Annotated in this window: 17 protein-coding genes; 8 read left to right on the forward strand and 9 right to left on the reverse strand. The window is 63.0% G+C overall.

The window, feature by feature from the left end; translation table 11 throughout:
* Window positions 1-28 precede the first annotated feature (28 nt).
* The 5 genes from LK12_RS13875 to LK12_RS13895 all read right to left on the reverse strand — a co-directional run bounded on the left by LK12_RS13875 (window position 29) and on the right by LK12_RS13895 (window position 4,961).
* Window positions 29-811 (reverse strand): enoyl-CoA hydratase-related protein, encoded by a 783-nt coding sequence (locus tag LK12_RS13875; RefSeq protein ID WP_039284745.1) that lies wholly within the window; start codon window positions 809-811, stop codon window positions 29-31.
* Window positions 808-1,851, reverse strand: coding sequence for an enoyl-CoA hydratase/isomerase family protein (locus tag LK12_RS13880; protein ID WP_039284747.1), 1,044 nt, complete (start codon window positions 1,849-1,851; stop codon window positions 808-810). The genes LK12_RS13875 and LK12_RS13880 overlap by 4 nt, the downstream gene beginning before the upstream one ends.
* Window positions 1,851-2,993, reverse strand: coding sequence for an acyl-CoA dehydrogenase family protein (locus LK12_RS13885; protein ID WP_039284750.1), 1,143 nt, complete (start codon window positions 2,991-2,993; stop codon window positions 1,851-1,853). Before LK12_RS13885 ends, LK12_RS13880 begins: the two co-directional genes overlap by 1 nt.
* A gap of 31 nt (window positions 2,994-3,024) precedes the next feature.
* On the reverse strand, window positions 3,025-3,465 hold the full coding sequence (locus LK12_RS13890) for a hypothetical protein (protein WP_039284753.1): 441 nt from the start codon (window positions 3,463-3,465) through the stop codon (window positions 3,025-3,027).
* Between the two features lie 71 nt (window positions 3,466-3,536).
* On the reverse strand, window positions 3,537-4,961 hold the full coding sequence (locus tag LK12_RS13895; RefSeq protein WP_039284756.1) for an aldehyde dehydrogenase family protein: 1,425 nt from the start codon (window positions 4,959-4,961) through the stop codon (window positions 3,537-3,539).
* A 399-nt stretch (window positions 4,962-5,360) separates the two neighbouring features.
* On the opposite strand from LK12_RS13895, the gene LK12_RS13900 reads away from it, so the two are divergent.
* The 3 genes from LK12_RS13900 to LK12_RS13910 all read left to right on the forward strand — a co-directional run bounded on the left by LK12_RS13900 (window position 5,361) and on the right by LK12_RS13910 (window position 7,576).
* The gene (locus LK12_RS13900; RefSeq protein WP_039284759.1) at window positions 5,361-5,852 is read left to right on the forward strand and encodes a flavin reductase family protein; all 492 of its coding nucleotides are present in this window, start codon (window positions 5,361-5,363) and stop codon (window positions 5,850-5,852) included.
* Between the two features lie 103 nt (window positions 5,853-5,955).
* Window positions 5,956-6,723 carry an SDR family NAD(P)-dependent oxidoreductase gene (locus LK12_RS13905; RefSeq protein WP_039284762.1) on the forward strand — a complete coding sequence of 256 codons (768 nt, stop codon included), beginning with the start codon at window positions 5,956-5,958 and terminating at the stop codon, window positions 6,721-6,723.
* 64 nt (window positions 6,724-6,787) lie between these two features.
* Window positions 6,788-7,576 carry an alpha/beta fold hydrolase gene (locus tag LK12_RS13910; RefSeq protein ID WP_039284767.1) on the forward strand — a complete coding sequence of 263 codons (789 nt, stop codon included), beginning with the start codon at window positions 6,788-6,790 and terminating at the stop codon, window positions 7,574-7,576.
* Here LK12_RS13910 and LK12_RS13915 read toward each other — a convergent pair.
* From LK12_RS13915 to LK12_RS13930, 4 genes are all read right to left on the reverse strand, one after another.
* Window positions 7,566-9,917 (reverse strand): TonB-dependent receptor, encoded by a 2,352-nt coding sequence (locus LK12_RS13915; protein WP_039284771.1) that lies wholly within the window; start codon window positions 9,915-9,917, stop codon window positions 7,566-7,568. The genes LK12_RS13910 and LK12_RS13915 overlap by 11 nt on opposite strands.
* An 85-nt stretch (window positions 9,918-10,002) precedes the next feature.
* A complete protein-coding gene (locus LK12_RS13920) occupies window positions 10,003-10,848 on the reverse strand; it encodes an SDR family NAD(P)-dependent oxidoreductase (protein WP_039284774.1) in 846 nt (281 codons plus the stop codon).
* 30 nt (window positions 10,849-10,878) lie between these two features.
* On the reverse strand, window positions 10,879-12,204 hold the full coding sequence (locus LK12_RS13925; protein WP_052223394.1) for a cytochrome P450: 1,326 nt from the start codon (window positions 12,202-12,204) through the stop codon (window positions 10,879-10,881).
* A 201-nt stretch (window positions 12,205-12,405) separates the two neighbouring features.
* Window positions 12,406-12,741 carry a 2Fe-2S iron-sulfur cluster-binding protein gene (locus tag LK12_RS13930; RefSeq protein WP_039284776.1) on the reverse strand — a complete coding sequence of 112 codons (336 nt, stop codon included), beginning with the start codon at window positions 12,739-12,741 and terminating at the stop codon, window positions 12,406-12,408.
* 275 nt (window positions 12,742-13,016) lie between these two features.
* Between LK12_RS13930 and LK12_RS13935 the strand changes: the two genes are divergently transcribed.
* The 5 genes from LK12_RS13935 to LK12_RS13955 are packed head-to-tail and all read left to right on the forward strand — an operon-like array spanning window position 13,017 to window position 18,888.
* A complete protein-coding gene (locus LK12_RS13935) occupies window positions 13,017-14,303 on the forward strand; it encodes a metal-dependent hydrolase family protein (protein ID WP_039284778.1) in 1,287 nt (428 codons plus the stop codon).
* Window positions 14,304-14,326: 23 nt separating this feature from the next.
* Window positions 14,327-15,757, forward strand: coding sequence for an aromatic ring-hydroxylating oxygenase subunit alpha (locus LK12_RS13940; RefSeq protein WP_039284780.1), 1,431 nt, complete (start codon window positions 14,327-14,329; stop codon window positions 15,755-15,757).
* Entirely contained in the window at window positions 15,754-16,518 is a 765-nt protein-coding gene (locus LK12_RS13945; protein ID WP_039284784.1) for an SDR family NAD(P)-dependent oxidoreductase, read from the forward strand. Before LK12_RS13940 ends, LK12_RS13945 begins: the two co-directional genes overlap by 4 nt.
* On the forward strand, window positions 16,515-17,678 hold the full coding sequence (locus tag LK12_RS13950) for a CaiB/BaiF CoA transferase family protein (protein ID WP_039284788.1): 1,164 nt from the start codon (window positions 16,515-16,517) through the stop codon (window positions 17,676-17,678). The genes LK12_RS13945 and LK12_RS13950 overlap by 4 nt, the downstream gene beginning before the upstream one ends.
* Window positions 17,665-18,888 carry a CaiB/BaiF CoA transferase family protein gene (locus LK12_RS13955; protein ID WP_039284791.1) on the forward strand — a complete coding sequence of 408 codons (1,224 nt, stop codon included), beginning with the start codon at window positions 17,665-17,667 and terminating at the stop codon, window positions 18,886-18,888. Before LK12_RS13950 ends, LK12_RS13955 begins: the two co-directional genes overlap by 14 nt.
* The last annotated feature ends 9 nt before the right edge of the window (window positions 18,889-18,897 follow it).

Consider the following 18,897-nt stretch of genomic DNA (forward strand, 5'->3'; position numbering starts at 1 on the left):
AAAAGGCCAGCTGCCAGCAGAAATCGGCTTACTTGCCTTTCCAGACGCCCGGACGCTTCTCGACAAAGGCGGTCATGCCTTCGACCTTGTCTTCGGTCGAGGTCAGGATCTGGAACATGCGGCGTTCCGCCAGCAGGCCCTGATCCAGCGTGGTCTCGAAGGCGACGTTGACCATCTCCTTGTTGATCATCGTGGCGAGCGGCGGCATCGCCGCGATCTTGCCGGCGGTCTTGAGCGCCTCGTCGAGAAGCTGATCGGCAGGAACGATACGGCTCACGAGGCCCGAACGCTCGGCTTCCTCGGCGCCCATGTTGCGGCCGGTCAGGCACATATCCATCGCCTTGGCCTTGCCCACGGCGCGGGTCAGGCGCTGCGAGCCGCCCATGCCCGGCGCAACCGCCAGCTTGATTTCAGGCTGGCCGAACTGGGCCGTGTCCGAGGCGATGATGAAATCGGCCATCATCGCCAGCTCGCAACCGCCGCCCAGCGCGAAGCCGTTCACGGCCGCGATCCAGGGCTTGCGCGTCCGGCGCACGATGTCGGCCTGCCAGCCGGCGAAGAAATCCTCCAGGAAGAACTCGGCCCCCGACTTTTCGACCATCTCCTTGATGTCGGCGCCAGCTGCGAAAGCCTTGTCGCCCGAACCGGTGAGCACGGCGCAGCCCTGGCTCTTGTCGGCCTCGAACTTGGCGAAGGCGTCGGTCAGTTCGGCCAGCACCGTCGAGTTGAGCGCATTGAGCGCCTTGGGACGGTTGAGCGTGATGAGGGTTACGGCACCCTTCTGTTCGACCAGGATCGTTTCGTAGCTCATAACGGCTTCCATTCCTCTTCCGTGGGGAGCGGCGCGAAGATCGCGTCCAGCATTTCGTCGCTCACACCCTCGGGCGTGGCGGGGTTCCATTTCGGTGCGTGATCCTTGTCCACGATCACCGCGCGCACGCCTTCGGCGAAATCCGGCAGGACCAGCACCCGGCTGCCGATGCGGTATTCCATCGCCATGTTCTGGGCGAAGGTTTCCAGCTTTTCCGACTCTGCCAATTGGCGCAGCGAGACCTTGCAGGCCTGCGGGCTCTTGGTGCGCAGCGTTGCGAGTTCCTTGGCTGCCCATTCGCTGTCGTCGCTCTCGAGCGAGGCCAGCACCTCTTCCAGAGTGTCGAACGCGAAGTGCTTGCGGATGGCAGCGGCATTCCTGGCGATCTTTGGCTCGGGCGGCGTCACGGCCAGCGCGCTCAGCACGCCGGCAATCTCGTGCCCGGCGGCAATGCGTGTCTTGGCTTCTTCCAGCGCCTCACTGGGCAGATAGTGTGTGGCGAGACCGGCCCAGAGGCATTCCTCGCCCTTCAGCCGCGCGCCGGTCAACGCGAGGAACTGGCCCACGCGCCCATCGAGACGCGAGAGATACCAGCCGCCGCCGACGTCGGGAAACAGGCCGATGCCGGTCTCGGGCATGGCGAAGCGGGTGTTCTCGGTCGCCACCCGGTACTTGGCGGGCTGCGAGATCCCGACGCCGCCGCCCATGGTGATGCCATCCATGAAGGCCACCACCGGTTTGTCGTAAGTGAACAACTGGTGATTGAGGCGGTATTCGTCGAAGAAGAACTTGCGCCCTGCTTCGCCCCCGTCCTCCAGCGCGGACTTGCGCAGCAGGTTGATGTCTCCGCCCGAACAGAAGCCACGACCTTCCGAGTGGTCGAGGATCACTGCCTTGACCTCTGGATCGCCGGCCCACTGGCTCAACGTCTCCATCATGCCCTGGCACATGCCGAGAGTCAGCGCGTGAATGGCCTTGGGCCGGTTGAGCGAAATGACGCCGGCGACACCGTCGCGGCGGATCAGCAGTTCGTCGGTCATTACTTCAACAGGTCCCTACCGATGATCATGCGCATCACTTCGTTGGTGCCTTCGAGGATGCGGTGCACGCGCAGGTCGCGCCAGAAGCGCTCGATCGGATAATCGCGCAGGTAGCCGTAACCGCCGAACATCTGCAGCGCACGGTCGACAACCGAAGAGCCGGTGTCGCTCGCCATCATCTTGGCCATGGCGGCAAAGCGCGTCTTGTCGGGCGCCTTGTTGGTCACCTTGTCCGCCGCAATGTAGAGCAGCGCGCGGGCGGCCTCGAGTTCGGACGCCATTTCGGCAAGGCGGAACTGCGTGTTCTGGAACTCGGCGATCGGCTGGTCGAACTGCCTGCGATCCTTCACGTACTGGATCGCCTCGTCGAGGCAGCGCTGCGCACCGCCCAGCGAGCAGGCGCCGATGTTGAGGCGGCCGCCGTCGAGACCGGCCATCGCGAACTTGAAGCCGTCGCCCTCGGCGCCAACGCGGTTCTCCACCGGAATGCGGCAATCCTCGAAGATCACCTGCGCGGTGGGCGAACTGTTCCAGCCCAGCTTCTTTTCAGGCGCGCCGAAGCTCAGGCCGGGCGTGTCCTTTTCGACCACGAAGCAGGAAATCCCGCGCGACTTGTGATCTCCGGTGCGGGCCATGACGACGTAAAGGTCGTTGTAGCCGCCACCTGAAATGAACTGCTTGGTGCCGTTCAGGACATAGTGATCGCCATCGAGCTTCGCGCTGGTCTTGAGCGCAGCCGCATCAGACCCCGAGCCGGGTTCGGTGAGGCAGTAGGAGCCGATCTTCTCCATCGTGCACAGATCGGGAAGATAGCGGTCCTTGAGTTGCTGGTCGCCGAAAGAATCGATCATCCAGGCAACCATGTTGTGGATCGAGATGTAGGCGCTGGTCGCCGGGCAGCCATAGCTCATGGCTTCCATGATCAGCGCTGCGTCCAGGCGACCGAGGCCGATGCCCCCGCTTTCCTCGGAAACGTAGATCGCGCCGAAGCCCAGCTCGCCGGCTGCCTTCCAGACATCGACCGGATAGTGGGACTTCTCGTCCCACTCGGCCGCGAACGGCGTGATCCTGTCGGCGGTGAACTTGCGCGCGGTCTCCTGGATCGCGATCTGGTCCTCGGTCAGCCCGAACTGCTGCGTCATCTCAGCCCCTGTTCCTCTTGGTCTCTGCCTCTCATGGGCACTTGGTGTATGTCAGCGCATCGGGCGCGGCATTGGGGCCGGTATCCTTGCGCACGAGTGTTTCGCCGCCATCAGGCGTGGAAAGCGCGACGGCCATGATCCATTCGTCCCCCTCCCCGGAGAACTCGAACGACGCCGAAATCATAGTGTCGTCGCGCGCCTTGATCATGCCGAGTTGCGCCACCGATTCGTAGAATTCGAGCTTTTCGGGTTCGACCACGAGCAGTCCCTTGGCATCGCCCCGGTCACTGGTGCAGTCGGCCTCTGTCAGGCCCCAGCGTCCGCGCAAGGCTTCGGGGATGGTGTTTTCGGCGACGGCACTGGCGTCGGCCGCCTCACTGGTCGCCGCCGGCTCCGGCGCCTCGTTGCCGCCGGAACAGGCGGTCAGCGTCAGGGCAAATGCAGCGGTGGCAATGAGCGGAAACTTCTTCATCGGGTGCTCTCCTTTGCGGGTCCGGAATGGACCCGGAACGCGCCGGGACCTTTCCGGTTTCCGCAAAAGCGTCAGCCGACCAGTTCGATGATGTCCTTGCCGAACAGTTCCTCGTCCGAGGGGATCTTCTTGTGCTCCGGCAGTGGCTTGGAGACCCAGGTCTCGTTGATGAGGTCACGCCAGGTCACGTTGTTGTTGGTGGCGTTGCCGCCCCACGAACCGCAGCCCAGCGAGAAGGTCTGGCGCATGCCGTTCCAAAGGTTGCCCGAGTTCGAGGCGGCCTGCGGCTGGTTCACCATGACGCGGCTGGTCTTGGTGTGCATCGCCAGTTTCATGATGTTCTCGTCCGAGGTCGAGTAGATGCCACAGGAGTGGCCCTGGCCCTGATAGGCCTGGATCGCGTTGGTCAGCTCGATCGCCTCGTCGAGATCCTTGGCGCGGTAGAGCGCCATCGTCACCGTCATCTTCTCGCCCGAGAAGGGGTGTTCCTTGCCGTGGCCGGTTTCGGGCACGATGAAGAACTGGGTGCCTTCGGGGATCTCGAACCCGGCGTAATCGGCGATGAACTGCGGCGACTGGGCAACGACCTTGGCATTGATGTGCTCACCGTCTTCCCAGATGGCGTTCTGCAGCTTGGTTTTGTTCTCACCTTCGATGATGAAGCCACCCTTGGCCTTCAGCTTCTCGAGCATCTCGTCGTAGATCGCGTCGAGCAGGACGACGGCGTTGTCCGACGAGCAGGACGCGGCATAGTCGAGCGTCTTGGAGATCAGAATCTTCTCGGCGGCATCGTCGAGATCGGCAGTGTCGTCCACGGTGATGACAGCGTTGCCCACGCCCACGCCGAGCGCCGGGGTGCCGGACGAGTAGGCAGCCTTCACCATCGGCGTGCCGCCGGTGGCGAGAACGCGGTCGCACTGCTTCATCACTTCGTTGGTCTTCTCGACCGAGGGTTGCTCGATCGGGATCACCAGATCGGCAGGCGCGCCCATCTTCACCAGCGCGTCGCGCATCAGGTTGCAGATCTTGGCGTTGACGAACTTGGCGCGCGGGTGCGGGCAGATGATGATCGAGTTGCGCCCCTTCACGGCGCTGATCGCCTTGATGACCGGGGTCGCCTCGGGATTGGTCGAAGGCGAAAGCGCGCCGATCACGCCGACGGGCTTGGCAATCTTGACGAGGTTGCGCTCACGATCTTCCTCGATCACTCCGACCGACTTGTCGTGAATGATGTCCATCAGCGTGGCACGGGTCTTGACCGAGATCTTCTTGAACTTGCCTTCGTAGTTGCCGAGCTGCGTTTCCTCGACCGTCTCACGCGCGATCTCTTCGTCCATGCCGGGCTTGCAGACGGCATAGACCATGCCCTTGATCCAGGTATCGACCTGCTCCTGGGTCGCGTTCTCGATCTGCTGCTGCGCCGCGCGCGAGCGGGCAATCAGTTCCGCGACTTCTGCCGCGACGGGGGTTTCGGCGATGAGTTCAGCGGTGGCCATGTCATTCTTCCCTTGGCTTTCTGCGCGTCCCGGCGTGCCGGACCGCGGCAGGTCACGTGATTTTCCGGTCGACCGTCACCGATGCAACGGGCAATCCGATACATCCCGTCCACTGCACTTTTGGCGGCTCGATGGCAAGCTGTTTAAGCGCGCGATTAAATTGTCTCCACCTGCAATTATGAGCAGGTAATACGCACGGGTTTGCAAGCTTTTGCAGATGACGATTTCATGACGCCCCTTGCCCCAAGGCCGTGAAGAAGGCAGGAATCGTCGCAATATCGCGACAGCGAGGCAATTCGCATATGCTGCCGGAATTTCGCTATGGCGAATAATCCGCTGGCAGCGCAAGCAGTCGTCTTGACCATGCCTTGAACCGCAAAACAACGGGGACCCAGATACGTGAGTGAGACAACCATCGATCCCGCCGATTTCCGCAAGGTCCTCGGCAGCTATCCCACCGGAGTCTGCGTGATCACCGCCCTCGACGATGACAAGCCGGCAGGCATGGTGGTCGGCACATTCACCTCGGTCTCGCTAGATCCGCCGCTGGTCGGTTTCTTTCCCGACAAGTCCTCAACCTCGTGGCCGCTGATAGAGAAGGCCGGGCGCTTCTGCGTGAACGTGATGGGCAGCGACCAGCAGGACGTGTGCCGCGCGGTTACGGCCAAGGGCCCGGAGAAGTTCGTCGGTGTCGAATATGTGGTGTCGGATCATAACCTGCCGATCATCGCCAACTCGATCGCCTCGATCGAATGTAAGCTCTATTCGGTGACCGAAGCAGGCGATCACTGGTTCGTGCTGGGCCAGGTGCTGCGCATGGAAACCGTGCGTGAGGACGATCCGATGCTGTTCCACCTCGGCCGCTACGGCGGGTTCGCCGAACGCATGTAAGAGCCCGCCCTGTCAACATCGCCTAGGCGGCTTGACTTCGAGGCGAGCGATACTGTTCAGGTGTTCAACATCTGACGCATTCACTTCGGGAGAGAGCTTCCACATGACACGTTCCCTCAACGGCCGCGTAGCGGTTATCACTGGCGCCGGTTCGGGCATGGGCCGCTCGATGGCCCTACGCCTTGCCGAAGACGACGCCAAGATCGCGGTCTGGGACATCAATGCAGCCGGTGCGGAGGAAACCGCACAGATGGTGCGCGATGCCGGTGGCACCGCCATCGCCATCGAGGTCGACTGCTCCGACAAGCCCGCGATCAAGGCTGCTGCCGACCGGACTCGCGCCGAACTCGGCAAGATTTCCATTCTCATCAACAACGCCGGCATCGCACCATTCACGCCGTTCCTCGAAATCGATGAGGACCTGCTGGAACGCGTCCTGCGGGTCAACCTGATGGGGCCGTTCTTCGTCACCCAGGAATGCGTGCCCGATATGATCGAGGCGAAGTGGGGACGGATCATCAACATCACGTCCTCTTCGGTCCAGTCCGGTTCGGCCCTGCAGGCGCACTACACGAGCTCCAAAGGCGGTTTGCTGGGCTTCACCAAATGCCTGGCCATGGCGCTGGGAGAACACGGCATCACCGCCAACATGATCCCGCCGGGGTCGATCGACACCCCGATGCTGCGCGGAGCCGAGATCATGCAGCAGCCCGGCGCGATCGAGGCCTATGGCAAGGCCCTGCCCGTCGGCCGCATCGGCACCGGCGAGGACATCGCCGCCGCAGCGGCCTTCCTCGCTTCGGAGGAAGGCGGTTACATGACCGGCCAGACCATCTCCGTGAATGGCGGTCGCTACATGGGTTCGGCCTGAGCCCGGCACATGCAGGCTTGCGCACCCTTGAAGCATTCAAGGGTGGCGCTACCAAGGGGCGGTCATGACCACCCCTTTTCGTATCGATCTCGAAAGCGCCACTCTCGTCGGGGAATGGCGCGAAGGCACGGGCACACCGCTCGTCCTCGTCCACGGTTTCGGCGGATCGCGCCACGACTGGGAGCCGATGGTTTCGGACCTTGGTGCTGGCCTTCCCCTGATCACCTACGACCAGCGCGGCTTCGGCGACTCGACAGGCGAACTCGGCGTCCCCTTTTCGCACGCTGAAGACCTGCTGGCGCTGCTCGATCATCTCAAGATCGATCGAGCCGACCTTTGCGGCATGTCCCTGGGCGGCGCCACTGTCCTCAATTTCGCACTGAGCCATCCCGACCGGGTACGCAAGCTGGTGCTGATCAGCCCGCTGATGGTCGGCTGGTCCTGGACCAGCGAATGGATCGAGCGCTGGAAACAGATCGGCCGCGCCGCGCGCGCCGGCGACATGAAGACAGCGCGCGTCCTCTGGTGGGAACACCCGCTGTTCGATCCCACGCGGGCCAGCCCGGCGGCCGACATGCTGCGCGAATCGATCGCCAATTTTCATGGCCGCCAGTGGGTCCAGGACGATCAGCGTCCCGAACTGCCCGACGTCGACCGCGTGACCACCCTTCGAGTGCCGACGCTGCTGCTGACCGGTGCGCTCGATACCGAGGATTTCCGGCTGATTGCCGATGTCATCGCCGGGGCAGGACAGAACGTGGCCCGCATCGATCATGCCGATGCGGGCCACATGCTCAACTTCGAGATCCCCGGTCAGATCGCCGGGGAAATCGAGCAGTTCCTCAGTACTTGAAGCTCAGTTCCAGCCCATAGGTCCGGGGCTCGCCTACGGCAGCGGCATTGTGGCCAAGTGCAGCCGCCAGCGTCATCCCGCCGACGAAATAGGCCTTGTCGGTCAGGTTCTTGGCGAACAAGGCGGCCGAAAAGTCAGATCCGCCGATATTGTTCCAGTCGAGCCGGGCATGGACCAGTGCATAACCCGGCAGCCGCGTACCCGGTGCAATCGAGCCGGCAGCATTGGAGAAATACTGGGCCGATTGCCCATAGACTTCCCCACGCAGCGAAACATCACCCATGTTCTCGCCCACCGGCATCGATATCTGGGCGTAGGCCGTGCCCGAGAACTTCGGCGTATCGCCCACCGGGCCGTAGGCATAAGGCACACCGAACAGTTCGATGTTGCCGTCAGTAAACTTGGCATTGGTGTACGCCATCGACCCGCCGATCTCGAGCCATTGCGCCGGGCGGACGTTGCCCTGCGCCTCGAAACCCCAGATGCGGCTCGAAGGCACGTTGGCCGTCACTGCAATGGAAGCGAGGCCGCCCGGTCCGTCGGGATCGGGGAACTCGACCCGCTGGACGTCCTGAATCCACTGGACGAATACGGCACCGGCAAAATTGGCAGGACGGTCAAAGACATATCCGGCATATTTCACACCGCCTTCGATGTCTTGCGTATGCTCGGAATCAAATAGGTTGCCGCCGCCCGTTGCCGTGGCATTGACCGGCGGAGCGGCACCGTTGAAGCCACCCGACCGGAAGCTGCCGCGTGTCTTGAGGTAGGCGAACCACTCGGGCGTGACCTTGTATTCCAGGCCCACTTCCCACGACGGATCGGAGAAGGTCTTCTTCTGGTCCGGTGCACCGAAGGTATAAGTCGCCGCGGGCAGTTGCGAGATGGACACGCGTTCACGCGTCCAGCGCAGACCGCCCGTCAGCTTGAGATCGGGAACGACCTCGTAGGAAAGCTGGCCGTAGACCGCGTCCGTCTTGTTGCGAATGCGGAAGTTGTTGGTGACGTAACTTGGCGCCAGCACCGGAGACACATCGAAATAGGTCTGCGGCCAAAGCGTGTCGCTGCGCTGACGCTGCAGGTAGTAGCCGAAAATGTATTCGAGCTTCCCGTCCATCGCATCGCCGAGCACCTGCACTTCCTCGGAGACCGAGCGGACCTTCAGCTGATTACCATATTCACCCGCAGCCGCATTGGCGGTGAGAATGGTGATGAAAGGCGCGCCGAGCTGCGGCTGTTCGGATCGGGTCTTCGAGTTCGAATAGCCGAAGATGTTGCGCAGCGTCGCCCCGCCGCCCAGTTCGATCTCGGTGGTGTTGGAAACGAACCAGTCCTTGCCGTGGTGGCTGGCCCCGCCCGGATGCCGGGTCTTGTAGGGCCCGATCCGGCGCTGTTCATTCACGTAATCGACGAGGCCCGGCGCATAGGCATCGGGATGGGCGGCGAGATAGGCATCCCACAGGCCATCGACGCCGAAGGCCGCGTCCAGCCCCGGCCCGAACAGAAGCCCTGCGCTGCAGGTCAGCGCATAGCCATTATTGGTGTCGCCGCAGGAATAGACGCTGTAGGTATAGGACGCGCCGGTATTGGTGCCACCGGTCTTGGTGTACTGCACCATGGTGGTGTTGGTAATCCCCTCTGTCGGCTTGATCGTCAGCGTAACGCGGCCGCTGTCGCGCTTGATATTACCGAGGCGCTCGTCGTTGAGCAGGTTGCGGATATAGCCATCCTTGCGAATGGTATCGAAGGCAGCACGCAGCATCACGGTATCGTCGACCAGCGGCACGTTCAGCATGCCTTCGACTTCATGCATGTCATAGTTGCCGATGCGGCCACGCAGCGTCGCTTTCAGCTCGTTTACCGGCTTGGCCGAATTGTAGAGCACCGCGCCGCCGGTGGCGTTGCGGCCGAACAGCGTGCCCTGCGGCCCCTTGAGCACCTGCACGTTTTCCAGATCGTAAAACGAGGACGCGCCGTTGATCGTCAGCGGCACTTCGTTGAGATAGGCGATCACCGCCGAAGGCGAGCCCGAGAAGGTGTCGGCAGTCTGCCCGCGGATCGAATAGGTCAGCGAGTTGTTGCCCTGCGTCTGGCGGATCGTCAGACCCGGCGCGACGGTCTGCAGGTCCGAATCGGTGTGGACGCCACGCTGCACGAGATCGTCGTTGCTAAGAGCGGTGATGGCCGCCGGCACTGTCGACAGCGATTCATCACGGCGGCGCGCGGTGACGATGATTTCACCGGCAGACACTCCCTCGCCGGCGTTTTGCTGCGCCTGGGCGACGCCCGGCACAGAAAGGCACGTACCGGCCGCCAGCGCGACCACAAGTAGCTTCCTCATGATACACCTCCTCATTATGGCGCGCTCTGGGGCGCGTCCCCCATTTCCTCATCCGAATCGCCCCGTTGCCGGGGTCTAGAAATTCTCAGTTCGCGGACATCGCGGCGGCCCGCGCATCCATGATGTCCTGCAGGTGGTTGACCGGATCGCCGACCGTTACACCACCTTCGACGGGCAGCACCGCGCCCGTCATGTGGCGCGACTTGTCGCTCGCCATGAACAGCGCGACATTGGCAACGTCCTCGGGCTCGCCGCGCCGCTTGATCAGTTGGTTCGAGAGATAGACTGCGTTCACGCCCTGCTCGATCCGCGTCGCAAGGTCCGCGTCCGCGCCCTTTTCCCCGAACGAGGACAACTCGGTGCGAACGTGGCCGGGAACGATGCAGTTCACCCGGATGCCGTGCTGCGCGAGATCGATTGCAGACGACTTGCTGAACTGGATGAGCGCGGCTTTCGAGGCGCGGTAGGTCATCATCGCCATGCCCGCGAGGGTGCCCGCAATCGACGAAGTGTTGAGGATCACCCCGCCCTTGCCGCTTTTCGCCATGACCCGCGCAGCATTGCGCGTGCCGAGCATGGGGCCCAGTACGTTCACGCGCATGACGCGATCGAAATCATCGAGCTTGTCGTCGAGGAAGCTGGGATAGGCGCCGCACGAAATCCCGGCATTGTTGAACATTATATCCAGCCCGCCGAACCGTTCGACCGCAAGGTCGACGACGGCCTGCATGTCCGCTTCGCTGCTCACGTCGGTATGCCGGAACACTGCCGCGTCGCCCAGCTTGGCGGCCAGCGCCTCCCCCGGTTCGTCCTGCACGTCGGCGATTACGACGTTCGCGCCTTCGGCGACGAACAGTTCGACTGTCGCCCTGCCAATGCCGCAAGCGCCGCCGGTTACGATAGCGACCTTGCCGGCCAATTCCTGTGCCACGTTGTTCTCCCCCGATCCCTGAAACCGCCCTCAGCGGGCCTCGAACGTGATCGGCAGGGATTCGATCGTACGGGTGGCGACAGTGGGCGTGTAGCGGATCTCGCTTTCCGGCATCGCCAGCTTCAGATTTTTCATCTGCTTGACGATCTCACGCGCGGCCACCTTCACTTCCATGCGGGCCAGCGCGAGACCGATGCAACGGTGCGGACCACCGCCGAACGCGACGTGGCGGCCGAGGTTCTTGCGCGTGATGTCGAACTCGCGCGGTTCGGGGAACACGGTCTCGTCATCGTTGCCCGAACCATAGACCAGCAGCATGTGCGCATGGGCCGGGATCGTCGTGCCGTTCACGGTGACTTCGCGCGTGGTCATGCGCGACAGAGCGCGCACCGGCGGCTCTGCACGCAAGTGCTCCTCGATGAAGCGGTTGAGCTGACGGTCGTCGTCGATCACGCTTTCAAGCAGTTCGGCAATGCCGGGCTTGGTCGTCAGCACGTAGAAGAGGTTGCCGATCGCCGTCGCCGTGGTGTCGTTGCCGGCGATCAGCGTCGCGCGAACCAGCGACACGGCCTCTTCGAAGGTCAGCTTCTCCTTGGAACCGTCCTCGTTGGTGACTTCGGCATGCACGAGATCGGAAATCATGTCCTCGGTCGGATTGGTTTCCTTTTCCCTCATCTTGGCGATGAGGTAGTTCTGCAAGTCAGCGATCTGCCGGGCGTTCTCCAGCATCGTCTCGCGCGTCTGCATGGCGCCGATCTGTGCGGTCACGGCTACCGACCAGCGCGAGATCTTCTCTTCCATGCCGTGATCGAGACCGAGCTGCTCGACGATGACGCGGATGGTGAGCGGAATGGCGATGTCCTTCACCGCATCGCACCTGCCATTACCCTTCGCGACGACTTCGGCAATGAGATCGTGCACGACCGCGGTAATGCGCGGTTCCAGTTCCTTCACGCGGTGCGCGGTGAAGGCATTCTCCATCAGCTTGCGGATGCGCGTGTGGTACGGCGGGTCCGACATGATCGCGTCGGGAAAGTAGCCGCCGCCATGCTCGCGCAGATAGGCTTCGAACTCCTCGCGCATACCGCGCGCCTGCTGTTCGGAGTAGCCATGCTTGACCGAGAAAGTGACCGGGTCGGACTGGACCGCGGAAATATCTTCATGGCGCGTGACCAGCCAGGACCCCAGCTTCTCGTCGTAGTGGATCGGATCGCCGTGACGCATCGCGCGGTAGAAATCGCGCGGGTGCGCCTGGATTTCGGTGTCCGCGAGCGTGCCTTCCTTGAGCAGCTTTGCCTCCTCGGGAGAAAGCTCAAGTCGTTCTGAAATGCGGTCCTCGGTCGTTTGCGTAGCCATGGTGCCGTCCTGTCATCCTGCTCTTGTATCGCGCCGCAAAAAGCATCGGGCGCGACAATCGGTTTCTTGCCTATCCATATGGACGCGACACCGGCCGACCGCCATGCCCGCTTTCGAAGCCACGCTTGCCCTCACCTGCAAAGGCTGCCGCGTCAGGCATGGCCGCCGCGCGGACAAACTGCCGCCAGAGGCAATATCCGGTCAGTAGGAAGAGGCCGGCGCCACGGTCACTTCGATTCCGTCAAGATCCGGCGACATCTTGATCTGGCAGCCGAGCCGCGAATTGTCCTTCATCACATCGGCTACCATGTCGAGCATGGCGAATTCGATGTCGTCCGGTTCGCCGACCTTCTCGAACCAGTCCTCGTTAACGTAGACGTGGCAGGTCGCGCAGGCGCAACCACCGCCGCAATCCCCCATGATTCCGGCAACACCGTGCTGCTTGGCCAGTTCCATGAGGCTGATGCCCTCCTCGACATCGTCAAACGTCTTGGTCTCGCCATTGACGTCGGTCATGGTCACTTTCAGATTGCCCATCGCTTGCAATTTCCTCTCGATACTGCAGCCGCGGCGACCGCGCCCCGGCATATGCTCGTTTGCGGGTTTCCATGCCTCAGGCGACGGCCTTTTGCAAAGGACCCCCCACGCTCCGCAACTTGACTGGAGATGAAGCAGGCGACAGCCCAAGCCGTCAGGGGAAACCGGTTCTGCAGGGCCAGTCATTTGCCGAACCGGCCCCGCAAACTAATTTGCCAGACCTGAAATCGGCAAGGGGCCGCACCTGCGGCCTGCCGGGTAAGAGGAGAGGAAACGTGGGACGGACCCTGATCCAGAACGCCACGATATTCACGGCCACCGGTGCGGACGCTTTCAAGGGCGATCTCGTGATCGAAGGCAACCGCATCGTTTCGGTCGGTTCCGGCACGAACGCGCAAGCGGACGACGAGATCATCGATGCCGCCGGCATGTTCTGCATGCCCGGCATGACCGAGGGACATGCTCACCTTTCCTTCGAGAATGTCTGCGCGACCGAGAATCTCATCACGCCGAGTCCGGAGACGCAGGCCTTCACCACTGCGCGCGGGGCCAAGGCCCTGCTCGAAGCGGGGTTCACCAGTGCCTACGGGGCATCCGAAGCCAAGCTCAAGCTGGCCGTCGCCGTGCGCGAGGAAGTCAACGCCGGTCGGCTTCCCGGCCCGCGCATCCGGGCCGGCGGCCTCGAGATCAGCGTTACCGGCGCGATGGGCGATGAGAGCACCGCCCACAACCCGCGCATCGGCCCCTCGACCATCGTCGATGGCGTCGAGGAAATGCGCAAGGCGGTGCGCATGCATTGCCGCGAGGGTGTCGACAACGTGAAGCTCGATGTCTCGGGCGACCCGTTCTATCCGAACACCCCCGGCCACACGACGCCGATGACGTTCGACGAAATCCGCGTCGCCGCCGAAACCGCCCATGCCTATGGCCGCAAGATCAACGCCCACACGCGTTCGATCGACGGCACCAAGTACTGCGTGCGCGCCGGCGTCGACGGGCTGTTCCACACCGAATATTCGGACGAGGAACTGCTCGACATGATGGAAGAGGCGAAGGACCGCATCTTCGTCGTGCCCACCGTCGGTCTCTTCGCACAGATCATGGCCGGCGAGGCGAGCGGTCACGGGCTTTCTCCCGAAGTCGGCGGATACATGAACATCCCCGACCTGCTCGAGAACTCGATCAAGACTCATACCGAACTGCGCAAGCGCGGCATCCGCCACCTGATCGGCGGCGACTACGGCTTCGGCTGGAGCCCCCAGGGCACCCAGGGCCGCGACTTGAAGTTCTTCGTGGACTTCTACGGCTATTCGCCGGCCGACGCGCTGATCTGCGCCACGGCCAATGGCGGTCTGGCGATGGGGTACAACGGCGAACTCGGCACGCTCGAGGCCGGCAAGCTTGCCGACCTCATTCTTGTCGATGGCGATCCGCTGGCCGACATCTCGGTCCTTTCCGGCCCGGAGAAGGTCGCGCTCGTGATGAAGGACGGCGCCATTCAGAAGGTCGCCCCGGCCCTTGCCACCAAACAACACTCGCCCGCTCTGGAAGCGGCGGAATAAGCACCCAGCAGGAGTTGCAGAAGATGAATGTCGAAACCGGCATGTTGAAGCCCGGCGAAGCGCGGCATCCGGCCGAGTCCACGCAGGAAATCATTGCGCAGGACAACGTGAAGGCCCCTGAGTGGGCCGCCAGCGAGCACTACGAATACCTCGGTAGCGAGGACATCTCCAAGGATCGCTACATCGATCCCGAATTCGCCAAGGGCGAGTTCGAGAAGATGTGGACGCGCACCTGGCAGATGGCCTGCCGCGAGGACCACATTCCCGAGACCGGCGACTACTACGTCTACGACATCGGGCAGTATTCGTTCATCGTCACGCGCTGCGAGGACGGCGAGATTCGCGCGCACTTCAATGCGTGTCTGCACCGCGGGACCAAGCTCAAGCCCTCGGGCACGGCGGGCTTCGCCAACGACCTGAAGTGTCCGTTCCACGGCTGGACCTGGAACCTCGACGGGTCGATGAAGGAACTGCCCGAAAAGTGGGACTTCGCGCACACGGAAAAGCGCAACATGTGCCTGCCCGAAGCGCGCGTGGAACGTCTGGGCGGCTTCGTGTGGGTCAACATGGACCCCGACGCGCCGAGCCTGGAAGACTATTTCGGCCCCGAAGCCATGGCGCACTTCAACGCCTGGAAGCTGGAAAACCGCTACATCTACCTGCATGTCCAGAAGAGCTATCCGGCCAACTGGAAGTTGACGATGGAAGCCTTCATGGAGGCCTATCACGTTGGCGACACCCACCCGCAGGTCCAGCCCGCCAACGGCGACGTCAATTCGCAGTACGACGTCTACGGCGATCACGTGAACCGGTTCATCTCGACGCTCGGCGTCGTCAGCCCCAAGCTGCGCGACAAATACTCCGAGGCCGACATCATCGAGAACTTCACGCTGGGCGACAGCTCCTCGCTGGGCGGCACCAAGCCGGAGTTCAAGGAAGGCGACCGCGCGCGGCAGATCATGGCCGACATGTTCCGCCAGATGTTCGAGACGGCGACCAACACCGATCTCAGCCACGTGTCCGACACCGAACTGCTCGACACCTACAGCTACACGTTCTTCCCGAACCTGTTCCTGTTCCCGGGCATTTCGCTGCCGATGATCTACCGCTTCCGCCCGGACCCCAAGGATCACCGCCGCACGGTCTACGAAGTGATGTTCATGCGGCCCAAGCCGAAGGACGGCAGCTACGTGGAGACGGCCGAGGTGCAGATCCTGGAAGACCACCAGTCTTTCGCGGAAGCCGAGGGCATGGATCCCGGCTTCGGCAAGATTCTCGATCAGGATACGGACAACCTCTACGCGCAGCAGGAAGGCTTGGAAGCCAGTGCCAAGGAAGGCTTGACCCTGGCCGACTATCAGGAAATCCGCATCCGTCACTTCGAGAACACCATCGACAAATACATGGCGATGGAACCCAAGCGGCCGAACATGAAAGCTCTGCAGCGCACGTGACGTTTTCGCTAAAGGGTAGAACAGTACTGGTCGCCGGTGCCTCTTCGGGCATCGGCGCCGGCTTTTCTCGGGCCATCGCAAAAGCCGGAGGGCGCGTCGTCCTCGGGGCGCGGAGGCTTGAACGCACGCAGGCGCTTGCCTCCGAAATCGAAAGTGAAGGCGGCGAAGCTCTCGGCGTGTCGCTCGACGTGACCGACGAGGCTTCGGTGATCGCGGCATTCGATGCGGCAGAGGCGCGCTTCGGACCGGTGCACGGCGTCGTTGCCAATGCCGGTATCGGCACGGGCGGCCACGCGACCGACGTCGCCGCCGAGGGCGTGTCGGGCGTGCTCGACACCAACCTGCTCGGCAGCTATCTGGTCTCGCGCGAATGCGCCAAACGCCTGATCGCCTCCGGCAGTCGCGAGCGCGGCGACGGGCGCGTCGTGCTGATCGGCTCGATTACCGCACAGCAGAACGGCACCGGTGATGCCATGTACGCGGCAACCAAGGCTGGCCTTGCCCATCTCGGCCGCCAGCTTGCACGCGAGTGGATACGCCAGGGCATCAACGTCAATACGTTGCAGCCGGGCTGGATTCCCACCGAGATCAACGCGGATTGGTTCGCCAGCGAGCGCGGCCAGCAGGATATCCAGCGCCTGCACCGTCGCCGCCTGCTTGACTCGGATTCGCTGGACGCCATGCTGCTCTACCTGCTTTCCGATGCCTCGAAACAAGTGACGGGCTCGACCTTTACCATCGACGACGGACAATCGCTGTGACGCAGACACCGGGCGCCCTTGCAGGCCTGACCATCATCGAAATCGCAGAGCGGGTGAGCGGCGAATATACCGCGAAGCTGCTGGCCGACCTTGGCGCCGAAGTCATCAAGGTCGAACGGCCCGGCGGTGCGCCCACGCGCGCCATGGGACCGTTCAAGGGCGGCGAGAGCGCGTTGTTCGCCTATCTCAACACCAACAAGAAGTCGGTCGTGCTCGATCTCGACCAGCCCGAAGACCGCGCCACGCTCGACCGGCTGCTTTCGCGGGCCCATGCCCTGATCGACGACCATGATGAGGCATGGTGCGAAAACCACGGCCTCTCGCAAGCTGCCGTGGCAGAGGCTCACCCTGCTCTCGTTCACACCGTTGTTACCCCTTTCGGTCAGGGCGCGCCGGCGGAGTGGCAGAAGAGTCGCCCGATCAACGTCATCAACGCCGGCGGCTGGGCATACCACAGCCCCAGCGAAACCCCGCCGGACAAGCCACCGCTGAAAGGCGCCGGCCGTTTCCTGTCGGACTACGAAGCCGGCATCGATGCGGCGATGTGCACGATGGCCTCGCTGCTGCGCCTGCGCCGCACCGGAGAAGGACAGTTCGTCGACATTTCCGAGGTAGAGGTCCAGATCAACCGCATCGACTGCGTACTCGACCGCATGCTGGCCGGCGATGTCGACCCGAGCGCCGAGCGCACGGCCTACGACATGGGCGGCCCGGGCACTTCCTTCGCCTGCGCAGATGGCCATGTTTTTCTGTTCATGACCACCCGCCAGCATTGGAAGGCGCTGTGCGAACTTATGGACAATCCGGTATGGACCCAAGAGTTTCGCGAGGACTGGCTGGAGTTCGACTGCACCGCTCCCAACGTCGCGAAATTCCGCGAGAACTTCGAGGGCTGGATTGCCCTGCAGCAGAAGCTGCCGATCACCGAGGCCGCGCAGAAGGCAGGCGTCGCCATGGTCCCGGTCAACACCGCTGCCGACCTGCCCAAGCACGAACAGTTCATCCACCGAGAATTCTTCCAGAAGGCCGAACACCCTGCCTTCGGCGAAGTCGCCTATCCCGGCGCCTGCTATCGCATGAGCGCCACGCCCGTTCAGGTGCGCACCCCCGCACCGACGCTGGGCGCGGATCAGGAGGAGACCGTCAATGCAGCTTCCTGAGCACTGGAACCGTGATCGCGGCGGCCCGCTCAAGGGCATCCGCGTCGTCGAGCTGACCAAGGTCTGGGCGGGGCCTTATGCGGGCAAGATGCTCGCCCATCTCGGCGCCGAGGTCATCAAGATCGAGTCGATGAGCAACCTCGACGAAATGCGTGCCTATGGCGGGGTGGACATCAACTCCGCACCCTATTTCCTGTCGATCAATCAGGAGATCCTCTCGGTTCAGGTCAACATGAAGACCGACGAGGGGCTGGATCTGGTCAAGCGGATGATCGGTGAGGCCGACATTCTGATCGACAACATCCGCCCCGGCGCGATGGAACGCTCGGGCCTCGACTACGAGAACCTCAAAAAGATCAAGCCGGACCTGATCCAGTGTTCGATCAAGATGTGGGGCACCGACGGACCACTCGGCTATCAGACCGGCTATGCCCCCTGCTTCGCCGCGCTTTCGGGCCTGACCGCGCTCGTCGGCCATGAGGGCGAGACGCCCAAGGGCATGAACATCCGCTACGGCGATTCGACTGCCGGTGCCTGCGCTGCACTGGCCTGCATTGCCGCTCTGCATCACCGCGAAAGCACCGGCGAAGGCCAGTTCATCGACCTCTCCGCGGTCGAGACCATGACCAGCCTCGTGGGCGACAGCCTGTTCGCCTGGTCGGTCACGGGCGACGTCCCCGAGTCGGACGGCAACTTCCATCCGGAGATGTGTCCGCATGGTGCCTACCCCTGCCAGGGCACCGACTGGGCAAGTATCGCGGTAGCGAACGAGGAGGAATGGCAGGCGCTGTGCAAAGTGCTGGAGGCCCCTGCCCTCGCCACCGATCCGCGCTTCGTCTCGCTTTCGGACCGGCTGGCGAACCGCCATGCGCTCGACGCGGAGATCGGCGCACTGACCCGCTCCCATGATGCCGGATATCTCGCCGAAAAGCTCAGGAATGCGGGGGTTCCCGCCTTCAAGTCGATGAGCTCGATCGACCTGTGCACCGATGGCTTCCTGTGGGCCCGCGAGGCCTATCGCATGGTCACGGACAACAAGGCTGGCACCCGTCCGATCATCGGCCCCTCGTGGCGCATGGAACCCGATCCGCCGGTCGTCGAACGCGGCGCCCCGCTCCTCGGCGAGCACAACGCCTACGTCTACCGCGAGCTTCTGGGCTTGCAGGAAGATGAAATGGACGATCTGATTGCACGCAAGGTGATCGACTGAGGAAGAACG

Origin of the sequence: Novosphingobium malaysiense (genome assembly GCF_000802225.1) — a bacterium.
Lineage (GTDB): Bacteria > Pseudomonadota > Alphaproteobacteria > Sphingomonadales > Sphingomonadaceae > Novosphingobium > Novosphingobium malaysiense.